General features: G+C 71.1%; 11 protein-coding genes. 7 read left to right on the forward strand and 4 right to left on the reverse strand.

What is annotated here, in order from left to right; genetic code table 11:
* Positions 1–8: 8 nt before the first annotated feature.
* Genes uvrC through uvrA form a run of 3 tightly spaced genes read right to left on the reverse strand, consistent with a single transcriptional unit; the run spans position 9 to position 5,370 of the window.
* Positions 9–1,973 (reverse strand): excinuclease ABC subunit UvrC, encoded by a 1,965-nt coding sequence (gene uvrC / locus ACTMMA_RS07075; RefSeq protein WP_441189406.1) that lies wholly within the window; start codon positions 1,971–1,973, stop codon positions 9–11.
* Complete coding sequence (locus ACTMMA_RS07080) at positions 1,966–2,382, reverse strand: QcrA and Rieske domain-containing protein (RefSeq protein WP_441189407.1); 417 nt, start codon at positions 2,380–2,382, stop codon at positions 1,966–1,968. Before ACTMMA_RS07080 ends, uvrC begins: the two co-directional genes overlap by 8 nt.
* A 57-nt stretch (positions 2,383–2,439) precedes the next feature.
* Positions 2,440–5,370: an excinuclease ABC subunit UvrA gene (gene uvrA, locus ACTMMA_RS07085; RefSeq protein ID WP_441189408.1), complete on the reverse strand. Its 2,931-nt coding sequence runs from the start codon at positions 5,368–5,370 to the stop codon at positions 2,440–2,442.
* A 166-nt stretch (positions 5,371–5,536) separates the two neighbouring features.
* On the opposite strand from uvrA, the gene gltB reads away from it, so the two are divergent.
* Positions 5,537–10,153, forward strand: coding sequence for a glutamate synthase large subunit (gene gltB, locus ACTMMA_RS07090; protein ID WP_441189409.1), 4,617 nt, complete (start codon positions 5,537–5,539; stop codon positions 10,151–10,153).
* The gene (locus tag ACTMMA_RS07095; protein ID WP_441189410.1) at positions 10,146–11,603 is read left to right on the forward strand and encodes a glutamate synthase subunit beta; all 1,458 of its coding nucleotides are present in this window, start codon (positions 10,146–10,148) and stop codon (positions 11,601–11,603) included. The genes gltB and ACTMMA_RS07095 overlap by 8 nt, the downstream gene beginning before the upstream one ends.
* Before the next feature lie 41 nt (positions 11,604–11,644).
* On the opposite strand, the gene ACTMMA_RS07100 is transcribed toward ACTMMA_RS07095, so the two are convergent.
* Positions 11,645–12,352, reverse strand: coding sequence for an IclR family transcriptional regulator (locus ACTMMA_RS07100; RefSeq protein ID WP_441189411.1), 708 nt, complete (start codon positions 12,350–12,352; stop codon positions 11,645–11,647).
* A 102-nt stretch (positions 12,353–12,454) separates the two neighbouring features.
* Between ACTMMA_RS07100 and ACTMMA_RS07105 the strand changes: the two genes are divergently transcribed.
* From ACTMMA_RS07105 to ACTMMA_RS07125, 5 genes are read left to right on the forward strand one after another with little or no spacing between them, the layout of a single operon-like run.
* On the forward strand, positions 12,455–13,663 hold the full coding sequence (locus tag ACTMMA_RS07105) for an ABC transporter substrate-binding protein (RefSeq protein WP_441189412.1): 1,209 nt from the start codon (positions 12,455–12,457) through the stop codon (positions 13,661–13,663).
* Positions 13,663–14,532, forward strand: a complete 870-nt coding sequence (locus ACTMMA_RS07110) for a branched-chain amino acid ABC transporter permease (protein ID WP_441189413.1) — start codon at positions 13,663–13,665, stop codon at positions 14,530–14,532. Before ACTMMA_RS07105 ends, ACTMMA_RS07110 begins: the two co-directional genes overlap by 1 nt.
* Complete coding sequence (locus tag ACTMMA_RS07115) at positions 14,529–16,406, forward strand: branched-chain amino acid ABC transporter ATP-binding protein/permease (protein ID WP_441189414.1); 1,878 nt, start codon at positions 14,529–14,531, stop codon at positions 16,404–16,406. Before ACTMMA_RS07110 ends, ACTMMA_RS07115 begins: the two co-directional genes overlap by 4 nt.
* Positions 16,403–17,194, forward strand: coding sequence for an ABC transporter ATP-binding protein (locus tag ACTMMA_RS07120; RefSeq protein ID WP_441189415.1), 792 nt, complete (start codon positions 16,403–16,405; stop codon positions 17,192–17,194). Before ACTMMA_RS07115 ends, ACTMMA_RS07120 begins: the two co-directional genes overlap by 4 nt.
* Entirely contained in the window at positions 17,191–18,147 is a 957-nt protein-coding gene (locus ACTMMA_RS07125; protein ID WP_441189416.1) for an MBL fold metallo-hydrolase, read from the forward strand. The genes ACTMMA_RS07120 and ACTMMA_RS07125 overlap by 4 nt, the downstream gene beginning before the upstream one ends.
* The last annotated feature ends 3 nt before the right edge of the window (positions 18,148–18,150 follow it).

Raw genomic sequence — 18,150 nt, forward strand, 5'->3', positions numbered from 1 at the left:
GCCCGCGGTCAGGAGTTGTCGTCCAGGACCTCGCCCGTGCTCAGGTTAACCGCCGGGGTGGGGTCCGTGCCGCGGAGCCGGGTCACGACGGCCTCCGCCACGGCGGGCCCGATGCCCGGGACCTGCGTCAGGTCCTCCACCTCGGCGCGCCGGAGGGCCTTGACCGAGCCGAACCTGGCCAGCAGCGCCTGCTGCCGAGCCTTGCCCAGCCCTGGGATGCCGTCGAGCTCGCTGGCCGTCATGGAGCGGGAACGGCGTTGCCGGTGGAAGGTGTTGGCGAACCTGTGCGCCTCGTCGCGGACCCGCTGCAGCAGGTAGAGCCCCTCGCTGGTGCGCGGCAGCACCAGGGGGTAGTCCTGGCCGGGCACCCAGACCTCCTCGAGCCGCTTGGCCAGGCCGATGACGGTCACGTCGTTGATCCCGAGCTCGGCCAGCGCCGAGGCCGCCGCGTTGACCTGGGGCAGCCCGCCGTCCACGACGACGAGATTGGGCGGGTAGCGGAACTTGTTGTCCTGCACCACCTCCGGGTCGCGCTGCTCATCCCCGGCCTGCCCGGCCTCCGCGATCTCGTCCCGCGGTGTGGGCGCCGCCAGCAGGTGGCGGAACCGCCGGGTGAGGACCTCGTGCATCGCCGCGGTGTCGTCGGAGGTGCTCTCGCGCACGATGAAGCGTCGGTAGTCGCCCTTGCGCGGGGCCCCGTCCTCGAAGACGACCATGGAGCCGACCACGTCCGTGCCCTGGACGTGGCTGATGTCGAAGGACTCGATGCGCAGGGGTGCGTCGTCCAGCTCCAACGCGTCCTGGAGCTGCTGAAGGGCCTGGGACCGCAGGGTCAGGTCGCCGGACCGGGCGACCTTGTGCCGCGCGAGAGCCTGCTCGGCATTGCGTGCCACCGTCTGCATGAGGGTGCGCTTGTCGCCACGCTGAGGGACCCGGACGGTGACCCGCGAGCCACGACGCTCGGAGAGCCAGCGCTGGAGATCCTCGGCCTCGGTGGGCATGACCGGCACCAGGATCTCGCGCGGGACGTCGACCCCCGACTCGTTGCCGTAGACCTGCTGCAGGAGGTGCTCGACGATGAAGTCGAGGCCTTCCGGCCCCTTCTCGCTCACCCACCCACGCTGACCCCGGATCCGACCGCCACGGACGTGGAAGACCTGCACCGCGACCTCGAGCTCGTCGTCGGCCAGGGCGTAGACGTCGGCGTCGGTGGCGTCGGGGAGAACCACGGCGGAGCGCTCCAGCGCCCGGCGCAGCGCGGCCACGTCGTCACGCATCCTGGCGGCGCTCTCGAAGTCGAGGTCGGCCGAGGCGGCCCGCATGTCCGCCTCGATCCTGCGGACGAAGCGCTCGGCGTCACCGGCCATGAAGTCGCAGAAGTCCTCGGCGATCCGGCGGTGCTCGTCCGCGGAGACCCGGCCCACGCACGGTGCGCTGCACTTGTCGATGTAGCCCAGCAGGCACGGTCGGCCGGACTGCTCGGCCCGGCGGAAGACACCGGCGGAGCAGGTGCGGAGGGGGAAGACGCGCAGCAGCGTGTCCAGCGTCTCGCGGATCGCCCAGGCGTGGGTGTAGGGACCGAAGTAGCGGGTGCCCGGCTTCTTGGCCCCGCGCATGACCTGCGCGCGGGGGTAGGCCTCCCCCATCGTCACGGCCAGATAGGGATAGGACTTGTCGTCGCGGTACTTGACGTTGAACCGGGGATCGAACTCCTTGATCCAGGAGTATTCGAGCTGCAGCGCCTCGACCTCGTTGCGGACCACCGTCCACTCGACGCTGGCGCCGGTGAAGACCATCTGGCGCGTCCGGGGATGCAGTCCGGAGACGTCCTGGAAGTAGGAGGACAGGCGCTGCCGCAGGGAGCGCGCCTTGCCGACGTAGATGACCCGGCCGTGCTGGTCGCGGAAGCGGTAGACCCCCGGGTCGGTGGGGATCTCTCCCGGTCGGGGCCGGTAGCTGGCGGGGTCAGCCACGGAGGACGATCTCCGTGCCCTCCAGGGACGACGGGACGACGGTCAGCGCGGTCGCGGCAGGTCCGTGCACCGGGTCTCCGGAGACCGGGTCGAAGTAGCTCCCGTGGCAGGGGCAGAGAAGCTTGCCCTCCTTCACCTCGGAGACGGCGCAGCCCTGGTGCGGGCAGGTCTGGTCGAAGACCACGTAGTCGCTCTCGGACGAGCGGGTCAGGATCACGCGCGCGTCGCGGTAGTAGCGCGACTCCCCCACAGCCATCCCGCCCACGTCCAGGCGGACCGCACCGTCGGGGCCGGTCGTGGCGGCCCCGGAAGATCCCGAGGAGCCACCGCACGCCGACAGCAGCGGGGTGGTCACGGCGACCGCCCCGGCGGCTCGCAGCACCGTCCGTCGCCCAGGTCCTGCATTCATCCTCTGGTCCTCCTCGTGCTCGTCGCGTTCATGGCTTGTCGTGGTGATCTTCGTGCGTCAGGCCGACACCGTGGCGGGCCGCCGTCCGGCGGCCAGCAGCGGTGCCAGGAACCGACCGGTGTGGCTGCTCGGGTGTGCAGCCACCTGCTCGGGGCTGCCCTCGACCACGACCGTGCCGCCGCCGTTGCCGCCCTCGGGCCCCATGTCCACGATCCAGTCGGCGGACTTGATGACGTCCAGGTTGTGCTCGATCACCAGGACCGTGTTGCCCTTGTCGACCAGGCCCTGGAGGACTCCGAGCAGGCGGCTGATGTCTTCGAAGTGCAGCCCGGTCGTCGGCTCGTCCAGGACGTAGATGGTGCGGCCCGTGGAGCGCTTCTGCAGCTCGGCGGCCAGCTTCACCCGCTGCGCCTCACCACCGGAGAGGGTCGTGGCGGGCTGGCCCAGCCTGACGTAGCCCAGGCCCACCTGGACCAGCGTCGTGAGGTGGCGGCTGATCACCGGCACCGCGGCGAAGAACTCGGAGGCCTCCTCGATGGGCATGTCCAGGACCTCGGAGATGGTCTTGCCCTTGAAGTGCACCTCGAGGGTCTCGCGGTTGTAGCGCTGCCCGTGGCAGACCTCGCAGGGGACGTAGACGTCGGGCAGGAAGTTCATCTCGATCTTCAGCGTGCCGTCACCGGAGCAGGCCTCGCAGCGGCCGCCCTTGACGTTGAAGCTGAAGCGGCCGGGCAGGTAGCCGCGGACCTTCGCCTCGGTGGTCTCGGCAAAGAGCTTGCGGATGTGGTCGAAGACGCCGGTGTAGGTAGCCGGGTTGCTCCGCGGGGTGCGCCCGATCGGGCTCTGGTCGACGTGCACGACCTTGTCGAGCTGGTCCAGGCCCTCGACCCGGCGGTGCCGGCCGGGGACGTGGCGGGCGCCGTTGAGCTGGTTGGCCATCACCCGGTAGAGGATGTCGTTGACCAGCGTCGACTTGCCCGACCCGGACACCCCCGTGATGGCCACGAGGTTGCCCAGCGGGAAGGAGACGTCGATGTTGGCCAGGTTGTTCTCCCGGGCCCCCCGCACGGTCACCGCCCGACCGTCCTGGGGCCGACGGGTCGCCGGCGTGGGGATGGCGCGGCGGCCGGAGAGGTACTGGCCGGTGATGGAGGTCTTGTGGCTGAGCAGGTCGGCCACCGGCCCGCTGTGCACCACGTGGCCGCCGTGCTCGCCGGCGCCGGGGCCGATGTCGACCACCCAGTCGGCCGTGGCGATGGTGTCCTCGTCGTGCTCGACGACGATGAGGGTGTTGCCCAGGTCGCGCAGCCGGGTCAGGGTCTCGATGAGGCGGTGGTTGTCCCGCTGGTGCAGGCCGATGCTGGGCTCGTCGAGGACGTAGAGCACACCGACCAGCCCGGACCCGATCTGGGTCGCCAGGCGGATGCGCTGGGCCTCCCCGCCGGACAGCGTGCCGGCGGGCCGGTCGAGGGAGAGATAGTCCAGCCCCACGTCGAGCAGGAAGCCGAGCCGGGCGGCGATCTCCCGGTTGACCTGCGCCGCGATCGAGGCCTCCCGCTCGGTGTAGTCCACCTGGGCGAGGAAGTCGGCGCACTCGTCGATCGGCAGGGCGCACAGCTCGGAGATGTTCTTGCCACCCACCAGGACGGCGAGGATCTCCGGCTTGAGCCTCGCCCCGGAGCAGGTCGGGCACGGCACCTGCCGCATCAGGCTCTCGTAGCGGTCCTTGCTGCTCTGGGAGTCGGTCTCGGCGTGCTTGCGCTTGACATAGGGCAGCACGCCCTCGAAGCCGGTGGAGTAGCTGCGCTCACGACCGAAGCGGTTGCGGTAGCGCACGTGCACCTTGTGCTTGTAGCCGTGCAGGATCGCGTCCTTGGCCCGCGAGGGCAGCTGGCGCCAGGGGACGTCGAGGCTGAACTTCAGGTCGTCGGCGAGCCCGCCGAGCACCCGCTTGTAGTAGTCGTTGAGGCCCGAGGTGGTCGACCACGGGATGATCGCCCCCTCGAGGATGGAGGTCTCCTCACCCCGGATGACGAGCTCGGGATCGACCTCGAGCTCGGCACCGATGCCCGTGCACGCGGGGCAGGCGCCGAACGGGCTGTTGAACGAGAAGCTGCGGGGCTCGAGCTCGTCCAGGCTCAGCGGGTGGTCGTTGGGGCAGGACATCCGCTCGGAGAAGCGCCGCTCGCGTGGCAGGCCGGACCCGTCGTCCTTGACGTCGACGAACTCGGCGACGACGAGGCCGTCCGCGAGCCGCAGCGCCGTCTCCACGGAGTCGGTCAGGCGGCGGGAGTATGCGGTGTCCGTCGCCCCGCCCTCCCCCACCTTGGCCACCAGCCGGTCCACGACCACCTCAATCGTGTGCTTCCGCTGCTTCTCCAACGCGGGCGGGGCGCTGAGGGAGACGACCTCACCGTCGACCCGGGCCCGGGCGAAGCCGGAGGCCTGCAGCTCGTCGAAGAGGTCGACGAACTCCCCCTTGCGGCCGCGCACGACGGGGGCGAGCACCTGGAAGCGCGTGCCCTCCGGCAGCTCGAGCAGGCGGTCCACGATCTGGGAGGTGGTCTGCCGACCCACCGGCTCCATGCAGACGGGGCAGTGCGGGCGGCCCACGCGGGCGTAGAGCAGGCGCAGGTAGTCGTAGACCTCGGTGATGGTGCCCACGGTCGAGCGCGGGTTGCGGTTGGTCGACTTCTGGTCGATCGACACGGCCGGGGACAGCCCCTCGATGAAGTCGACGTCCGGCTTGTCCATCTGGCCCAGGAACATCCGCGCGTAGGCGGACAGCGACTCGACGTAACGGCGCTGGCCCTCGGCGAAGATCGTGTCGAACGCCAGGCTCGACTTGCCCGATCCGGACAGCCCGGTGAAGACCACGAGCGCGTCGCGCGGGATGTCGACGGAGACGTTCTTCAGGTTGTGCTCGCGCGCGCCCTGGACGACCAGACGGTCGTGGCGCGGGCGGGGAGAGGTCTTGGCAGAAGGCACTCCCCCACTGTAGGTCGCCGCACCGACACACCCGTACCCGAATGGGTAGCCATGCGCGCCCTCGCATATGTATGCTCACCCCACCCAAATTCAGCGGCGGGCCACAGGCGCCCCGGCGCGCCCCACGACGGCGCCCCCGGGCGCCCTGACGAGATCGGTCACCGCCATGCAGCTGCCCGACCCCCGACCCACGTCTCCCGCTGCCCTGCGCCCCGTGCCCATCTCGTCCACCGCGTCGGTGCCCATCCCGACCGCCCAGGGGCTCTACGACGGACGGCACGAGCACGACGCGTGCGGCGTGGCGTTCGTCACCACCCTGGACGCGCGACCGACCCACGAGATCGTCAGCCTGGCCCTCACCGCCCTGCACAACCTCGACCACCGCGGCGCGGTCGGCTCGGAGGAGAACACCGGTGACGGCGCCGGCATCCTCACCCAGCTGCCCGACGCCTTCTTCCGTGCGGTCCTGCCCTTCGAGCTGCCCGCCCCGGGTGGCTACGCGGCCGGCATCGTCTTCCTGCCCTCCGACGGCACGGCGGACGAGGTCGCCCAGGCCGTCGAAGGGATCGCCGCCGGTGCGGGTCTGGAGGTCCTGGGCTGGCGCGAGGTCCCCGTCGTGGCCGACATGATCGGCCCGACGGCGCTCTCGGTCATGCCCGTCATGCGCCAGCTCTTCCTGGCCCCCGCGGCCGCGCACCGGGACGAGCACGGCCTGCAGCTGGAGCGCCGGGTCTGGTTGTGCCGCAAGCAGATCGAGCGGACGAGCACCGCATACCCCGTCTCCCTGTCGACGCGCACCATCACCTACAAGGGCATGCTGACGACCGACCAGCTGCCCGCCTACTTCCCCGACCTGCGCGACGAGCGCTTCGCCAGCGCCCTGGCGGTGGTGCACTCCAGGTTCTCCACCAACACCTTCCCCTCCTGGCCGCTCGCCCATCCCTACCGGATGGTCGCGCACAACGGCGAGATCAACACCGTCAAGGGCAACCGCAACTGGATGAACGCCCGCCAGTCGCAGCTGCGCAGCGACCTCTTCCCCGGCGACCTGTCCTCGGCGCTGCCGATCTGCACACCGGACGCGAGCGACTCGGCGACCTTCGACGAGGTGCTCGAGCTGCTGCACCTCGGGGGGCGTTCGCTCCCGCACTCGGTGCTGATGATGATCCCCGAGGCCTGGGAGAACCACGCCGACATGGACCCGGCGGTCCGGGCCTTCTACGAGTTCCACTCGATGGTGATGGAGCCCTGGGACGGTCCGGCCAATCTTGTCTTCACCGACGGCACGGTGGTCGGGTCGGTCCTGGACCGCAACGGGCTGCGTCCCTCGCGCTACTGGGTCACCGACGACGGACTGGTCGTCCTCGGCTCCGAGACCGGCCTGCTTCCGATCCCCGAGGAGAAGGTGGTCCGCAAGGGGCGCGTGCAGCCCGGACGGATGTTCCTCGTCGACCTGGAGCGCGGCGAGATCGTCGACGACGTCGAGCTCAAGCGCGAGCTCGCCGCCCGGGCGCCCTACCGGGAGTGGCTGGACGACAATCTCGTCCACCTCGCCGACCTGCCCGACCAGGTCCACGTCCGGCACACTCATGCCTCGGTCACGCGCCGTCAGCAGATCTTCGGCTACACCGAGGAGGAGCTGCGCGTCATCCTCGCCCCGATGGCCCAGGCCGGCAGCGAGCCGCTGGGCGCGATGGGCACCGACACCCCGATCGCAGCCATCTCCGACCGGCCGCGCCTGCTTTTCGACTACTTCGTCGAGGCCTTCGCCCAGGTGACCAACCCCCCGCTGGACGCCATCCGGGAGGAGCTGGTCACCTCGCTGGCCGGATCGTCCGGCCCCGAGCCGAACCTGCTCGACGAGACTCCCGAGCACGCCCGCCAGGTCGTGCTCGACTTCCCGGTGATCGACAACGACCAGCTGGCCAAGCTGCGTCGGATCGACATCGAGGGTCTCCACCCCGGCCTCGGTGCCACCGTGGTGCGGGGTCTCTACCGGGTCGACGGGGGTGCGGCCGCCCTCGAGGCCCGTCTCGAGGAGATCTGCGCCGAGGTGGACGCCGCCGTCGAGCGCGGCAACTTCTTCGTGGTGCTCTCCGACCGGCACGCCGACCGGGAGCACGCACCGATCCCCTCGCTCCTGCTCACCAGCGCCGTGCACCACCACCTGGTCCGCAACAACACCCGGACCCGGGTCGGGCTCCTCGTGGAGGCCGGTGACGTCCGGGAGGTCCACCACGTCGCGACGCTGGTCGCCTACGGCGCGGCCGCCGTCAATCCCTACCTGGCCATGGAGACCGTCGAGAACCTGTGCACCTCCGGCAAGCAGCTGGACGGGCTCGACCCCGACGTCGCGATCCGCAACCTGATCAAGGCCCTGGGCAAGGGCGTGCTCAAGGTGATGTCCAAGATGGGCATCTCCACCATCGCCTCCTACCGGGGCGCGCAGACCTTCGAGGCCGTCGGCCTGTCGCGCGAGCTGGTCGACCGGTGGTTCACCGGCACGACGAGCCAGATCGACGGTGTGGGCTTGGACGTGATCGCGCGCGAGGTCGAGCTGCGGCACGCCACCGCATACCCCCTCTCCGGGATCGCACCCTTCCACCGCACGCTGGACGTGGGTGGGGAGTACCAGTGGCGCAGGGAGGGCCCGCCCCACCTGTTCAGCCCGGAGGCGGTCTTCCGGCTCCAGCACTCCACCCGGGAGCAGCGCTACGACATCTTCCAGCAGTACACCCGGCTGGTCGACGACCAGTCCGAGCGGCTCATGACGCTGCGCGGGCTCTTCACCCTGCGCCCGGACCGTGAGCCCATCGACATCGACGAGGTCGAGCCGGTGAGCGAGATCGTCAAGCGCTTCGCCACCGGCGCCATGAGCTACGGCTCGATCTCGCAGGAGGCCCACGAGACACTCGCCATCGCGATGAACCGCCTCGGCGGCAAGTCCAACACCGGCGAGGGCGGCGAGGACGTCGAGCGGCTCCTCGACCCCGAGCGTCGCTCCGCCATCAAGCAGGTCGCCTCCGGGCGGTTCGGGGTCACCTCGGCCTACCTGGTCCACGCCGACGACATCCAGATCAAGATGGCCCAGGGCGCCAAGCCCGGAGAGGGCGGCCAGCTGCCGCCCGGCAAGGTCTACCCGTGGGTGGCCAGGACCCGGCACTCCACCCCGGGCGTCGGCCTCATCTCCCCGCCGCCGCACCACGACATCTACTCCATCGAGGACCTCAAGCAGCTCATCCACGACGTCAAGAACGCCAACCCCCTGGCCCGTGTCCACGTCAAGCTGGTCAGCCAGGTGGGCGTCGGGACGGTCGCGGCCGGCGTGGCCAAGGCCAAGGCCGACGTCGTGCTCATCTCCGGGCACGACGGAGGCACCGGCGCCAGCCCCCTGACCTCGCTCAAGCACGCCGGCACCCCCTGGGAGCTCGGCCTGGCCGAGGCCCAGCAGACCCTGCTCCTCAACGGCCTGCGGGAGCGGGTCGTGGTCCAGTGCGACGGGCAGCTCAAGACCGGGCGGGACGTCATCGTGGCGGCGCTGCTCGGCGCCGAGGAGTTCGGCTTCGCCACGGCGCCCCTGGTCGTCTCCGGCTGCGTGATGATGCGGGTGTGCCACCTGGACACCTGCCCGGTCGGTGTCGCGACGCAGAATCCCGAGCTGCGTGAGCGCTACGCGGGGCGTGCGGAGCATGTCGTGACCTTCTTCGAGTATCTGGCCGAGCAGGTCCGCGAGCTGCTGGCCTCGCTCGGCCACCGCAGCCTGGAGGAGATCATCGGCCGTGCCGACCTCATCGACCCCGGAGCCGCGGTCGAGCACTGGAAGGCCCAGGGCCTCGATCTGAAGCCGCTCCTGCACGTGCCCGAGCTGCCCGAGGGCGCTGCGCGTCGGTGCACCGAGCAGCAGGACCACGGCCTCGACGTCGCCCTCGACCAGCAGCTGATCGCCTCGGCGGCGCCGGCGCTGGCCGACGGGACGGCGGTGTCGGCCTCGTTCGAGATCACCAACGTCAACCGGACGGTCGGCACGATGCTGGGCAGCGAGGTCACCCGGGCCGCCGGCCCGGACGGGCTGCCCGACGGCACCGTCGAGCTGAGCCTGACCGGCTCGGCCGGCCAGTCGCTGGGAGCCTTCCTGCCGCGTGGGGTGACGCTCACGCTCGTGGGCGACGCCAACGACTTCGTCGGCAAGGGGCTCTCCGGCGGACGGATCGTGGTGCGACCGCCGGAGGCCTCACCCTTCGTGGCCGCGGAGCAGGTGATCGCCGGCAACGTCATCTGCTACGGCGCCACCTCGGGTCAGGTCAACCTGCGGGGCACCGTCGGCGAGCGCTTCTGCGTCCGCAACTCCGGCGCGACCGCCGTCGTCGAGGGGGTGGGTGACCACGCGCTGGAATACATGACCGGCGGCCGGGCCCTCATCCTCGGACCGACGGGGCGCAACGTGGGGGCCGGCATGTCCGGCGGCACCGCCTTCGTCCTGGACCTCGAACCGTCGCGGATGAACCCCCTGGCCATGTCCGCCGGAGATCTCGGTCTGTCCCCGCTGGGCGAGACCGACCACGTCGAGGAGGTGCGCGCGCTGCTCGAGGAGCACCTCGCCCTCACCGACAGCTCCGTCGCCGCGGAGCTGCTCGACTCCCCGTCCTGGCCGGACCGCATCACCGTCATCACCCCTCGCCAGTACGCCAGCGTGCTTCGCATACGCCGCGAGGTGGAGGAGCGCGGCGAGGACCCCAACGGCCCCCACGCGTGGCAACTCATCCTGGAGGACTCCCATGGCTGACCCCAAAGGCTTCCTGACCCACCGCGAGCGCGAGGACCGGCCCAGCCGGCCCGTGCCCGTCCGGATCATGGACTGGAAGGAGGTCCACGGGGCGCAGGAGACCTCCGTGCTGCAGCGGCAGGCCGGGCGCTGCATGGACTGCGGCATCCCCTTCTGCCACACCGGCTGCCCGCTGGGCAATCTCATCCCGGAGTGGAACGACCTGTCCCGCCGGGCCAACTTCGCCGACGCGATCGAGCGGCTGCACGCGACCAACAACTTCCCGGAGTTCACCGGGCGGCTGTGCCCGGCCCCGTGCGAGACCTCCTGCGTGCTCGGCATCAACCAGCCGCCGGTGACGATCAAGCAGATCGAGGTCTCGATCATCGACCGGGCCTTCCTCAACGGTCGCGTGAGCCCGCAGGAGCCGGAGTGGCTCAGCGGCAAGACCGTGGCCGTCGTGGGCTCCGGGCCGGCCGGGCTGGCGGCCGCCCAGCAGCTGGGCCGGGCCGGGCACACGGTCGTGGTCTACGAGCGGTCCGACGCCGTCGGAGGTCTGCTGCGCTACGGCATACCGGAGTTCAAGATGGAGAAGGCCGTGCTGGACCGCAGGCTGGTCCAGCTGCGCGGCGAGGGCATCCGGTTCGTCACCGGAGTCACCATCGGCGGGGACGGGCACGGCGACCTGACCCTGGAGCAGCTGCGCGAACGCTTCGACGCCGTCGTCCTGGCCACCGGGTCCACGGTCCCCCGCCTGCTGGACGTGCCCGGCGCGGAGCTGGACGGCGTCCACCCCGCGATGGACTACCTGGTCCCGGCCAACCGGGAGGCGCTGGGTGCCGACCGCGGCATCGACGCGGCGGGCAAGGACGTGGTGATCATCGGCGGTGGCGACACCGGGGCGGACTGCCTGGGCACCGCCCACCGGCACGGCGCCCGGAGCGTCACCCAGCTGGAGATCCTGCCCACTCCCCCCTCCGAGCGCCCGGCCCACCAGCCGTGGCCGACCTACCCGATGCTCTACAAGGTCACCGAGGCGCACGAGGAGGGCGGTGAGCGCACCTACGGCGTGTCCACGCTGGAGGTCCTCGGCGAGGACGGTCGTGTCACCGGCCTGCGTCTGGCCGAGGCCCGCTTCGTCGACGGACGGGTCCAGATCGTCGAGGGCACCGAGCGGGACCTGCCCGCCCAGCTGGTCCTGCTGGCCATGGGCTTCGTGGGGCCGGACGAGTCCGCCGCGCCGGCCACGGCGCTGCCCCGCACCCCGCGCAACACCTACGAGCGGGACGGGGAGTTCGCGACCCCGCTGGACGGTGTCTTCGCCGCCGGGGACTGCGGGCGCGGCCAGTCGCTGATCGTCTGGGCGATCGCCGAGGGCCGGGCCGCCGCCGCCGCGGTGGACCGCTACCTGACGGGCTCGACGACCCTGCCCGCCCCGATCCGCCCCACGGACCGTCCGCTGACCGTCTGACGGCACGCCTGACCGTCCCGGGCAGCGGCCGTCCGGGACGGTCAGGCGTGCAGGTCGGCGCCGACGGCGGCGGCCGCGGCCATCACCTGCCGTCCCAGCTCCTCGGTCGGCGCGCCGTTGCCGACGAAGACCACAGCCACGGCACCCACGCAGACTCCCGCATGGTTGACGACAGGTGCCGCGCACGACCGGTAGTCGGGGATCACCTCGCCGTGGGAGACCGCCCACCCGCGCGCCCGCGCCTCGGTCACCTCGGGGCGCTCCCCCGGCAGCGGCGGTCCGCCGGCCAGCAGCGCTAGCCCCGGTCCGCCAGCGGTGATCGGGTGCCGCACCCCAGGCCGGTAGGCGATGTGCGCGATGGTCGTGCGTGGCTCCTCCACGTGGACCGTGATCGCCGAGTCGCCCTCGGCCACGACCAGGAAGGCGGTCTTGCCGGTGATTTCGGCCAGCGCGGCCAGGTGCGGGGCGGCCGCGTCCCTGAGGGTGGGGCTGACCACGGCACGCGCGAGGACGGCGAGGCGCGCTCCCACCGCATACCGACCCTCCGCGTCGCGGACGACGAGCCCGCGGTGCTCGAGCGTGCGCACCATGCGGTAGGTGATGGAACGGTGCAGCCCGGTGCGCTCCGCGATCTCGGCGACCTGGAGGGATACCTCGGCGGCCGCCACGACCTCCAGCACGTGCAGCCCGCGGTCCAGGGTCTGGGAGCCGACCCCGTCCGGCAGCTCGGGACGCGAAGAATTCGTCATGCGCGGGGTCTTGTCATGGGTCGGGTCTACCTCTACTGTCTGTCGTACTCGTTTACCGGAAAGGTTGCTCGACTATAGAGCACAGGCAGTGAGGAAGCCCCCATGAGTCGTCACAAGATCTGGTCCGTCCTGGCCATCACCGGCCTGGTGCTGGTGACCGCAGGCTGCGCCGAGGAGAGCGGCACCCCGTCCGGAGACGGCGGCGGAGCGACCGGAGGCGGCGGCGGTGGTGACGACGAGGGCCCCATCAAGATGGGCGTCGTCCTGGACATCACCGGCGCCGGCGCCTCGCTCGGGGTGGCCGAGCGCGAGACCATCGAGATGCTGGCCGAGCAGGTCAAGGAGAAGGGTGGCATCGACGGCCGCGAGCTCGAGGTGATCATCGAGGACAACCAGTCCACCGAGGACGGCGCGGCGAAGGCGACCAGCAAGCTGCTCTCCGAGGGCGTGCACATCCTCGTCGGCGCCAGCCGCACCGGCCCCAGCCTGGCGATGCGCCCGCTGGCGGAGGAGGCCAAGATCCCGATGGTCTCCCTGGCCGCCAACCAGAAGATCGTCGACGGCTCCGAGTGGGTCTTCAAGACCGCCCAGAACGACCGCGTCGTCCTCGAGCGGATGGTCGACGACATGAAGGCCAAGGGCTACAAGAAGGTCTCCGTGGCCCGCGACGCCTCCGGCTTCGGCGAGGGCATCCCCGAGATGCTCACCGAGATCGGCAAGGAGGCCGGCATCGAGATCGCGGCCGTCGAGAAGTTCGCCCCCGACGCCACCGACTTCACCGCCCAGATGGTCAACATCCGCAACAGTGACCCGGACGCCGTCCTCATCTGGGGCATCCCGCCGGCAGCCGCGCTGGCCCAGAAGGCCTACGCCCAGCTCAACCTGGGCAAGCCGGTCTACCAGTCGCACGGCATCGGCAACCAGGCCTTCCTGGACGCCGCCGGCGACACCGCCGACGGTCTGCACGCCGCCCTGGGCCGCATGCTCATCGCCGACCAGCTGCCCGACGACGACCCCCAGAAGGAGGTCGTGACGACCTTCATCTCCGACTACGAGGCCAAGTGGGGCAAGGCGCCCTCGACCTTCGCGGGCCACGCCTACGACGGCTTCATGATCGCGGTCAACGCCCTGGACGAGGTCGGCACCGACCCCCAGGCGCTGCGTGACGAGCTGGAGAGCGTCGAGGGCTGGCCGGGCGTCTCGGGCGTCTTCACGATGACCCCCGAGGACCACTCTGGCCTGACCAAGGACGCGCTGATGATCGTCACCGTCGAGGACGGGAAGTGGAAGATCGTGGAGGACAGCCGCTGATGACCGACCTCCTGCAGCTGACCTTCTCGGGGTTGGCGCAGGGCGCCGTCTACGGTCTGGTCGCGCTCGGTTTCGTCGCGATCTTCGCGGTCCGCGAGATCGTCAACCTGGCCCAGGGAGAATATGCCTCCCTGGCCGGGTTGTCGGCGATCAGCGCGGTCGCCGCCGGGGTGCCCCTGCTCCTGGCCGTGGTGCTCGTGGTGCCCTTCGTCATCCTCGTCTCGGTGCTCATCGAGCGGGTGGCCATCGCCCCGGTCAAGAAGATGACCCCGTTGGTCTCGATCATCCTCACCCTCGGCGTCTCGACCGCGGTCAAGGCGATCATGCTCCTGGTCTGGGGGCCGGAGGGGCGCGCGCTGCCCACCTTCCCCGGCAAGGACCTGCTCGTCGGTGGCGTCAGCATCCGCTCCCAGGAGCTGTGGATCCTGGGCATCGCCGCCGTCGTGGGCTATCTCGTCGTCTGGTTCTACGAGCACACGATCTACGGGAAGGCGCTGCGGGCCTGCGCCGAGCAGCCGATCGCGGCGCGCCTGGTCGGCATCTCCCCGCGGCAGGGCACCATGGTCGCCTTCGCCATCGCCGGCCTGGTCGGCGCGGTCGCCGGTGTCATCGGCACGCCGATCTACTTCGCCTCCTGGGAGTCGGGCCTGACCCTCGGCCTGAAGGGCTTCGTCGCCGCGACGCTCGGCGGCCTGGTCTCCTTCCGTGTGGCCTTCCTGGGCGGTCTGTTCCTCGGCGTCCTGGAGAACTGGGTCGCCGGCTATCTCGACAGCGGTTACCGCGACGCGGTGGCTTTCATCGTCCTGGTCCTGGTCCTGATCATCCGACCGCAGGGCCTGGCTCTGCGCGGGAGCGGGGTGCGGGTATGAGGCTCCTGCGCACCCTGCTCCCCTACCTCCTGCTCGCGGTGGTCCTGGCGGTCTTCCCCCTGGTCGCCCCGGTCAGCGTGGTCAACGTGGGCGTCTACGTCCTCATCTTCACCATCGCGGCCGTCGGTCTGAGCCTGCTCATGGGGCTGGCCGGCCAGGTCAGCCTCGGGCACGCCGCCTTCTTCGCCGTCGGCGCCTACACCCAGGCCATCCTGGTCACCCGCTACGACTGGAATCTCTTCCTGGCCCTGCCGGTCGCGATCCTCCTGGCGATGCTGCTGGCGCTCGTGGTCGGCCTGCCCATGCTCCGGCTGCGCGGTCACTTCCTGGCGCTGGCCACCCTCGGCCTGGGCATCATCGTCACCATCGTGGTGCGCGAGCTGGAGTTCACCGGCGGCACCTCGGGCATCTACGGCATCCCCAAGCCCGACTTCGGCGGCCGCGTCTACAACACGCCCGCGGAATACTTCTGGCTCCTGACCCCTGTGGTCCTGTTGGCCATCGCCCTGGGCAACAAGCTCAAGAACTCCCGCATCGGCCGCGCTCTGGGCGCCGTCAACGACTCCGAGGTCGCCGCCGAGTGCCTCGGCGTGGACACCTTCCGCCTGCGGGTCAAGGTCTTCGTGCTGGCCGCCGGCTTCGCCGGGCTGGCCGGTGCCTTCTACGCACACTGGCTCGCCGTGGTCAGCCCGGAGGCGTCCAACTTCCCGCTGTCGGTCTCGTTCCTGCTCATGGTCGTCCTCGGCGGCCTGGGCACGATCTGGGGCGCCTTCACCGGCGCCGTGCTCGTCGAGGCCCTCGACGAAGGCATGCGGGCCCTGATCCCCCAGATCATCCCGGGCGCCTCCGGCGAGGTGCAGCTGCTCGGCTTCGGCCTGGTGCTGGTCCTCGTCGTCATCCTGGTCCCGGGTGGCCTGGCCCAGCTCTGGAACGGCCTCGTGCGCCGGGTCCGCGGCGAGCGCGAGGATCCGGGGGCCGACGAGTCGGAGACCCCCGCCGCGCTGGGTGCCGAGCTCGACGACCTGCTGGCGCAGGCCAGCCCTCCCCCGGCCGGCAGCGCGGTGCTGTCCGTCCAGGGGCTGACCAAGCGCTACGGCGGCGTCACCGCGCTCAAGGCGCTGGACCTGGAGGTGCGCGCCGGCGAGATCGTGGCGCTCATCGGGCCCAACGGGGCGGGCAAGACGACCGCGTTCAACATCATCACCGGCGTCATGCCACCGACCGAGGGCTCGGTCCACATCTCCGGCCAGGACGTCACCGGCAAGCGGCCCAACGCGGTCGCCGCCCTCGGCGCCACCCGCACCTTCCAGAACCTGCAGACCTTCACGAGCACGACGGTGCGCGGCAACGTCATGGTGGCGCGCCACCTGCGCACCAAGGCAGGTCTGCTCGCGGGCATGCTCGGGCTGGACACCGGCGAGGAGCGGCGCACGGCCCGCGAGGTCGACGGGGTGCTGACGGCGACCGGCCTGCAGCAGCACGCCGACCGCCCCATCACCGCGCTCAGCTTCGGTCAGCAGCGGCAGGTGGAGGTGGCCCGCGCCCTGGCGCTGGCCCCGACCCTCCTGCTGCTCGACGAGCCGATGGCGGGTCTGTCCGGCGCCGAGCGCGACCACCTCTCGCTCATGCTGCGGCGGGTCCGGGAGGCCGGCCTGTCGGTGCTCCTGGTCGAGCACGATGTCGCGGCCGTCATGGCCCTAGCCGACCGGATCTACGTCCTCGACGACGGCGTCCTGATCGCCGAGGGCGACCCCGCCAGCATCCGGGCCAACCCGGCCGTGATCGCGGCCTACCTGGGCACCGGCGAGGACGACGACCAGCTGGTCCGCTCCGCGGCCGTGCAGGTCGAGCACAGCGATGGAGGAGACCAGTGAGCCTGACCGTCACCGACCTCACCGCGGCCTACGACCGGCTGCGGGTCCTCCACGGGGTCAGCCTGCGGGTCGACCCCGGCGAGATCGTCGCCGTGGTCGGCTCCAACGGAGCCGGCAAGACGACCCTCCTGCGCTGCGTCTCGGGCCTCCTGCCGCCCACGGGCGGCAAGGTCCTCCTGGGCGACCAGGACATCACCCGCCTGGGTGCGGAGAAGATCTCCGGTATGGGGCTCGCGCACGTCCCCGAGAACCGTCTCGTCTTCCCCTCCCTCACCGTCGAGGACAACCTCCAGCTCGGCGGCTGGAACCGGAAGAAGGACGGGCGCTACAAGGAGCGTCGCGACCAGGCGCTGGAGCTCTTCCCGCGCCTGGCCGAGCGCATCAACCTGCAGGCCGGGGCGATGTCGGGCGGCGAGCAGCAGATGCTCGCCATCGCCCGGGCGCTCATGGCGGACCCCTCCGTCATCGTGCTGGACGAGCCCAGCCTCGGGCTGGCGCCCCGGGTGGTGGGCGAGATCATCTCCGTGCTGGGCACGCTGCGCGACGAGCGGTCCCTGGCGGTCCTGCTCATCGAGCAGAACCTGCGCGCCGCGTTCTCGGTGGCCGACCGGGCCGTGGTGATGGAGCGTGGCGGCATCCTCACCGAGGGGACGCCGGCCGAGCTGACCGACGACCCGCGCGTTCAGGCCGCCTACCTGGGCGGCAGCGCGTCCACGATGGCCGAGGACTCGGTCGACCGGGTCGCGCACGCGGTCGACGCCTACGACGAGAAGAGGACCAGCCGATGAGCAAGCCGTTCGCCTCCAGCCAGGACCTGGGTGAGAAGAAGGCGACCGTCGAGGTGCTGGCCGAGGGTGTCTACGCCCGCACCGCCGAGGGCGACCCCAACGTGGGCGCCATCGAGGGCGAGGACTTCCTGGTGTGCTTCGAGGCGCAGGCTACCCCGGCCGCCGCGCAGGAGTGGCTCGCCGAACTGCGCACCTACACCGACAAGCCGGTGCGCTATCTCGTGCTGTCGCACTACCACGCGGTCCGGGTGCTGGGTGCCAGCGCCTTCGACGCGCAGGAGATCGTCATGCACGAGGTCACCCGGGAGCTGGTGGCCGAGCGGGGTCAGCAGGACTGGGACTCCGAGTACGGCCGCATGCCCCGCCTCTTCAAGGATCCTGAGTCCATCCCCGGCCTCACCTGGCCGACGGTCACCTTCAGCGACCGTCTCACGATCCCCCTGGGTGGAGACCGCGGCGACCTCGTGCTGCAGTACTGCGGCCGCGGTCACACCGAGGGCGACATCGTGGCCTGGCTCCCCCGGCACCGCATCCTCTTCGCCGGGGACCTGGTCGAGTCCAAGGCGGCGCTCTACACCGGCGACGCCTTCCACCGCGACTGGGTGGGCGCCACCCTCGACCGGGTCGAGGCCCTGGGCGCCGACCAGCTGGTCGGCGGCCGCGGGGCGGTGGCCACCGGTTCCGGGGTCACGGACGCGATCGCCCAGACCCGCCACTTCCTCTCCGAGATGATCACGGCGGTCAGCGCCGTCCACGAGCGCGGGGGAAGCCTCAAGGAGGCCTTCGACGAGGCCTACGCCGCGCTGGCGGACGAATACGGGCAGTGGCCCATCTTCGAGCACACCCTCCCCTTCGACGTGGCCCGGTTCTGGGACGAGCTCGACGGCATCGAGCGCCCGGTCATCTGGACCGCGGAGCGGGACCGGGCGGTCTGGGCCCAGCTCCAGGGCTGAGCG

It is taken from the genome of Ornithinimicrobium panacihumi, assembly GCF_052073805.1.
GTDB classification, from domain to species: domain Bacteria; phylum Actinomycetota; class Actinomycetes; order Actinomycetales; family Dermatophilaceae; genus Ornithinicoccus; species Ornithinicoccus panacihumi.

Coding starts and splice junctions, on each gene's coding strand:
- ACTMMA_RS07080 (WP_441189407.1), bottom strand. CDS start 2,382: ATGAATGCAGGACCTGGGCGACGGACGGTGCTGCGAGCCGCCGGGGCG.
- gltB (WP_441189409.1), top strand. CDS start 5,537: ATGCAGCTGCCCGACCCCCGACCCACGTCTCCCGCTGCCCTGCGCCCC.
- ACTMMA_RS07095 (WP_441189410.1), top strand. CDS start 10,146: ATGGCTGACCCCAAAGGCTTCCTGACCCACCGCGAGCGCGAGGACCGG.
- ACTMMA_RS07100 (WP_441189411.1), bottom strand. CDS start 12,352: ATGACGAATTCTTCGCGTCCCGAGCTGCCGGACGGGGTCGGCTCCCAG.
- ACTMMA_RS07105 (WP_441189412.1), top strand. CDS start 12,455: ATGAGTCGTCACAAGATCTGGTCCGTCCTGGCCATCACCGGCCTGGTG.
- ACTMMA_RS07110 (WP_441189413.1), top strand. CDS start 13,663: ATGACCGACCTCCTGCAGCTGACCTTCTCGGGGTTGGCGCAGGGCGCC.
- ACTMMA_RS07115 (WP_441189414.1), top strand. CDS start 14,529: ATGAGGCTCCTGCGCACCCTGCTCCCCTACCTCCTGCTCGCGGTGGTC.
- ACTMMA_RS07125 (WP_441189416.1), top strand. CDS start 17,191: ATGAGCAAGCCGTTCGCCTCCAGCCAGGACCTGGGTGAGAAGAAGGCG.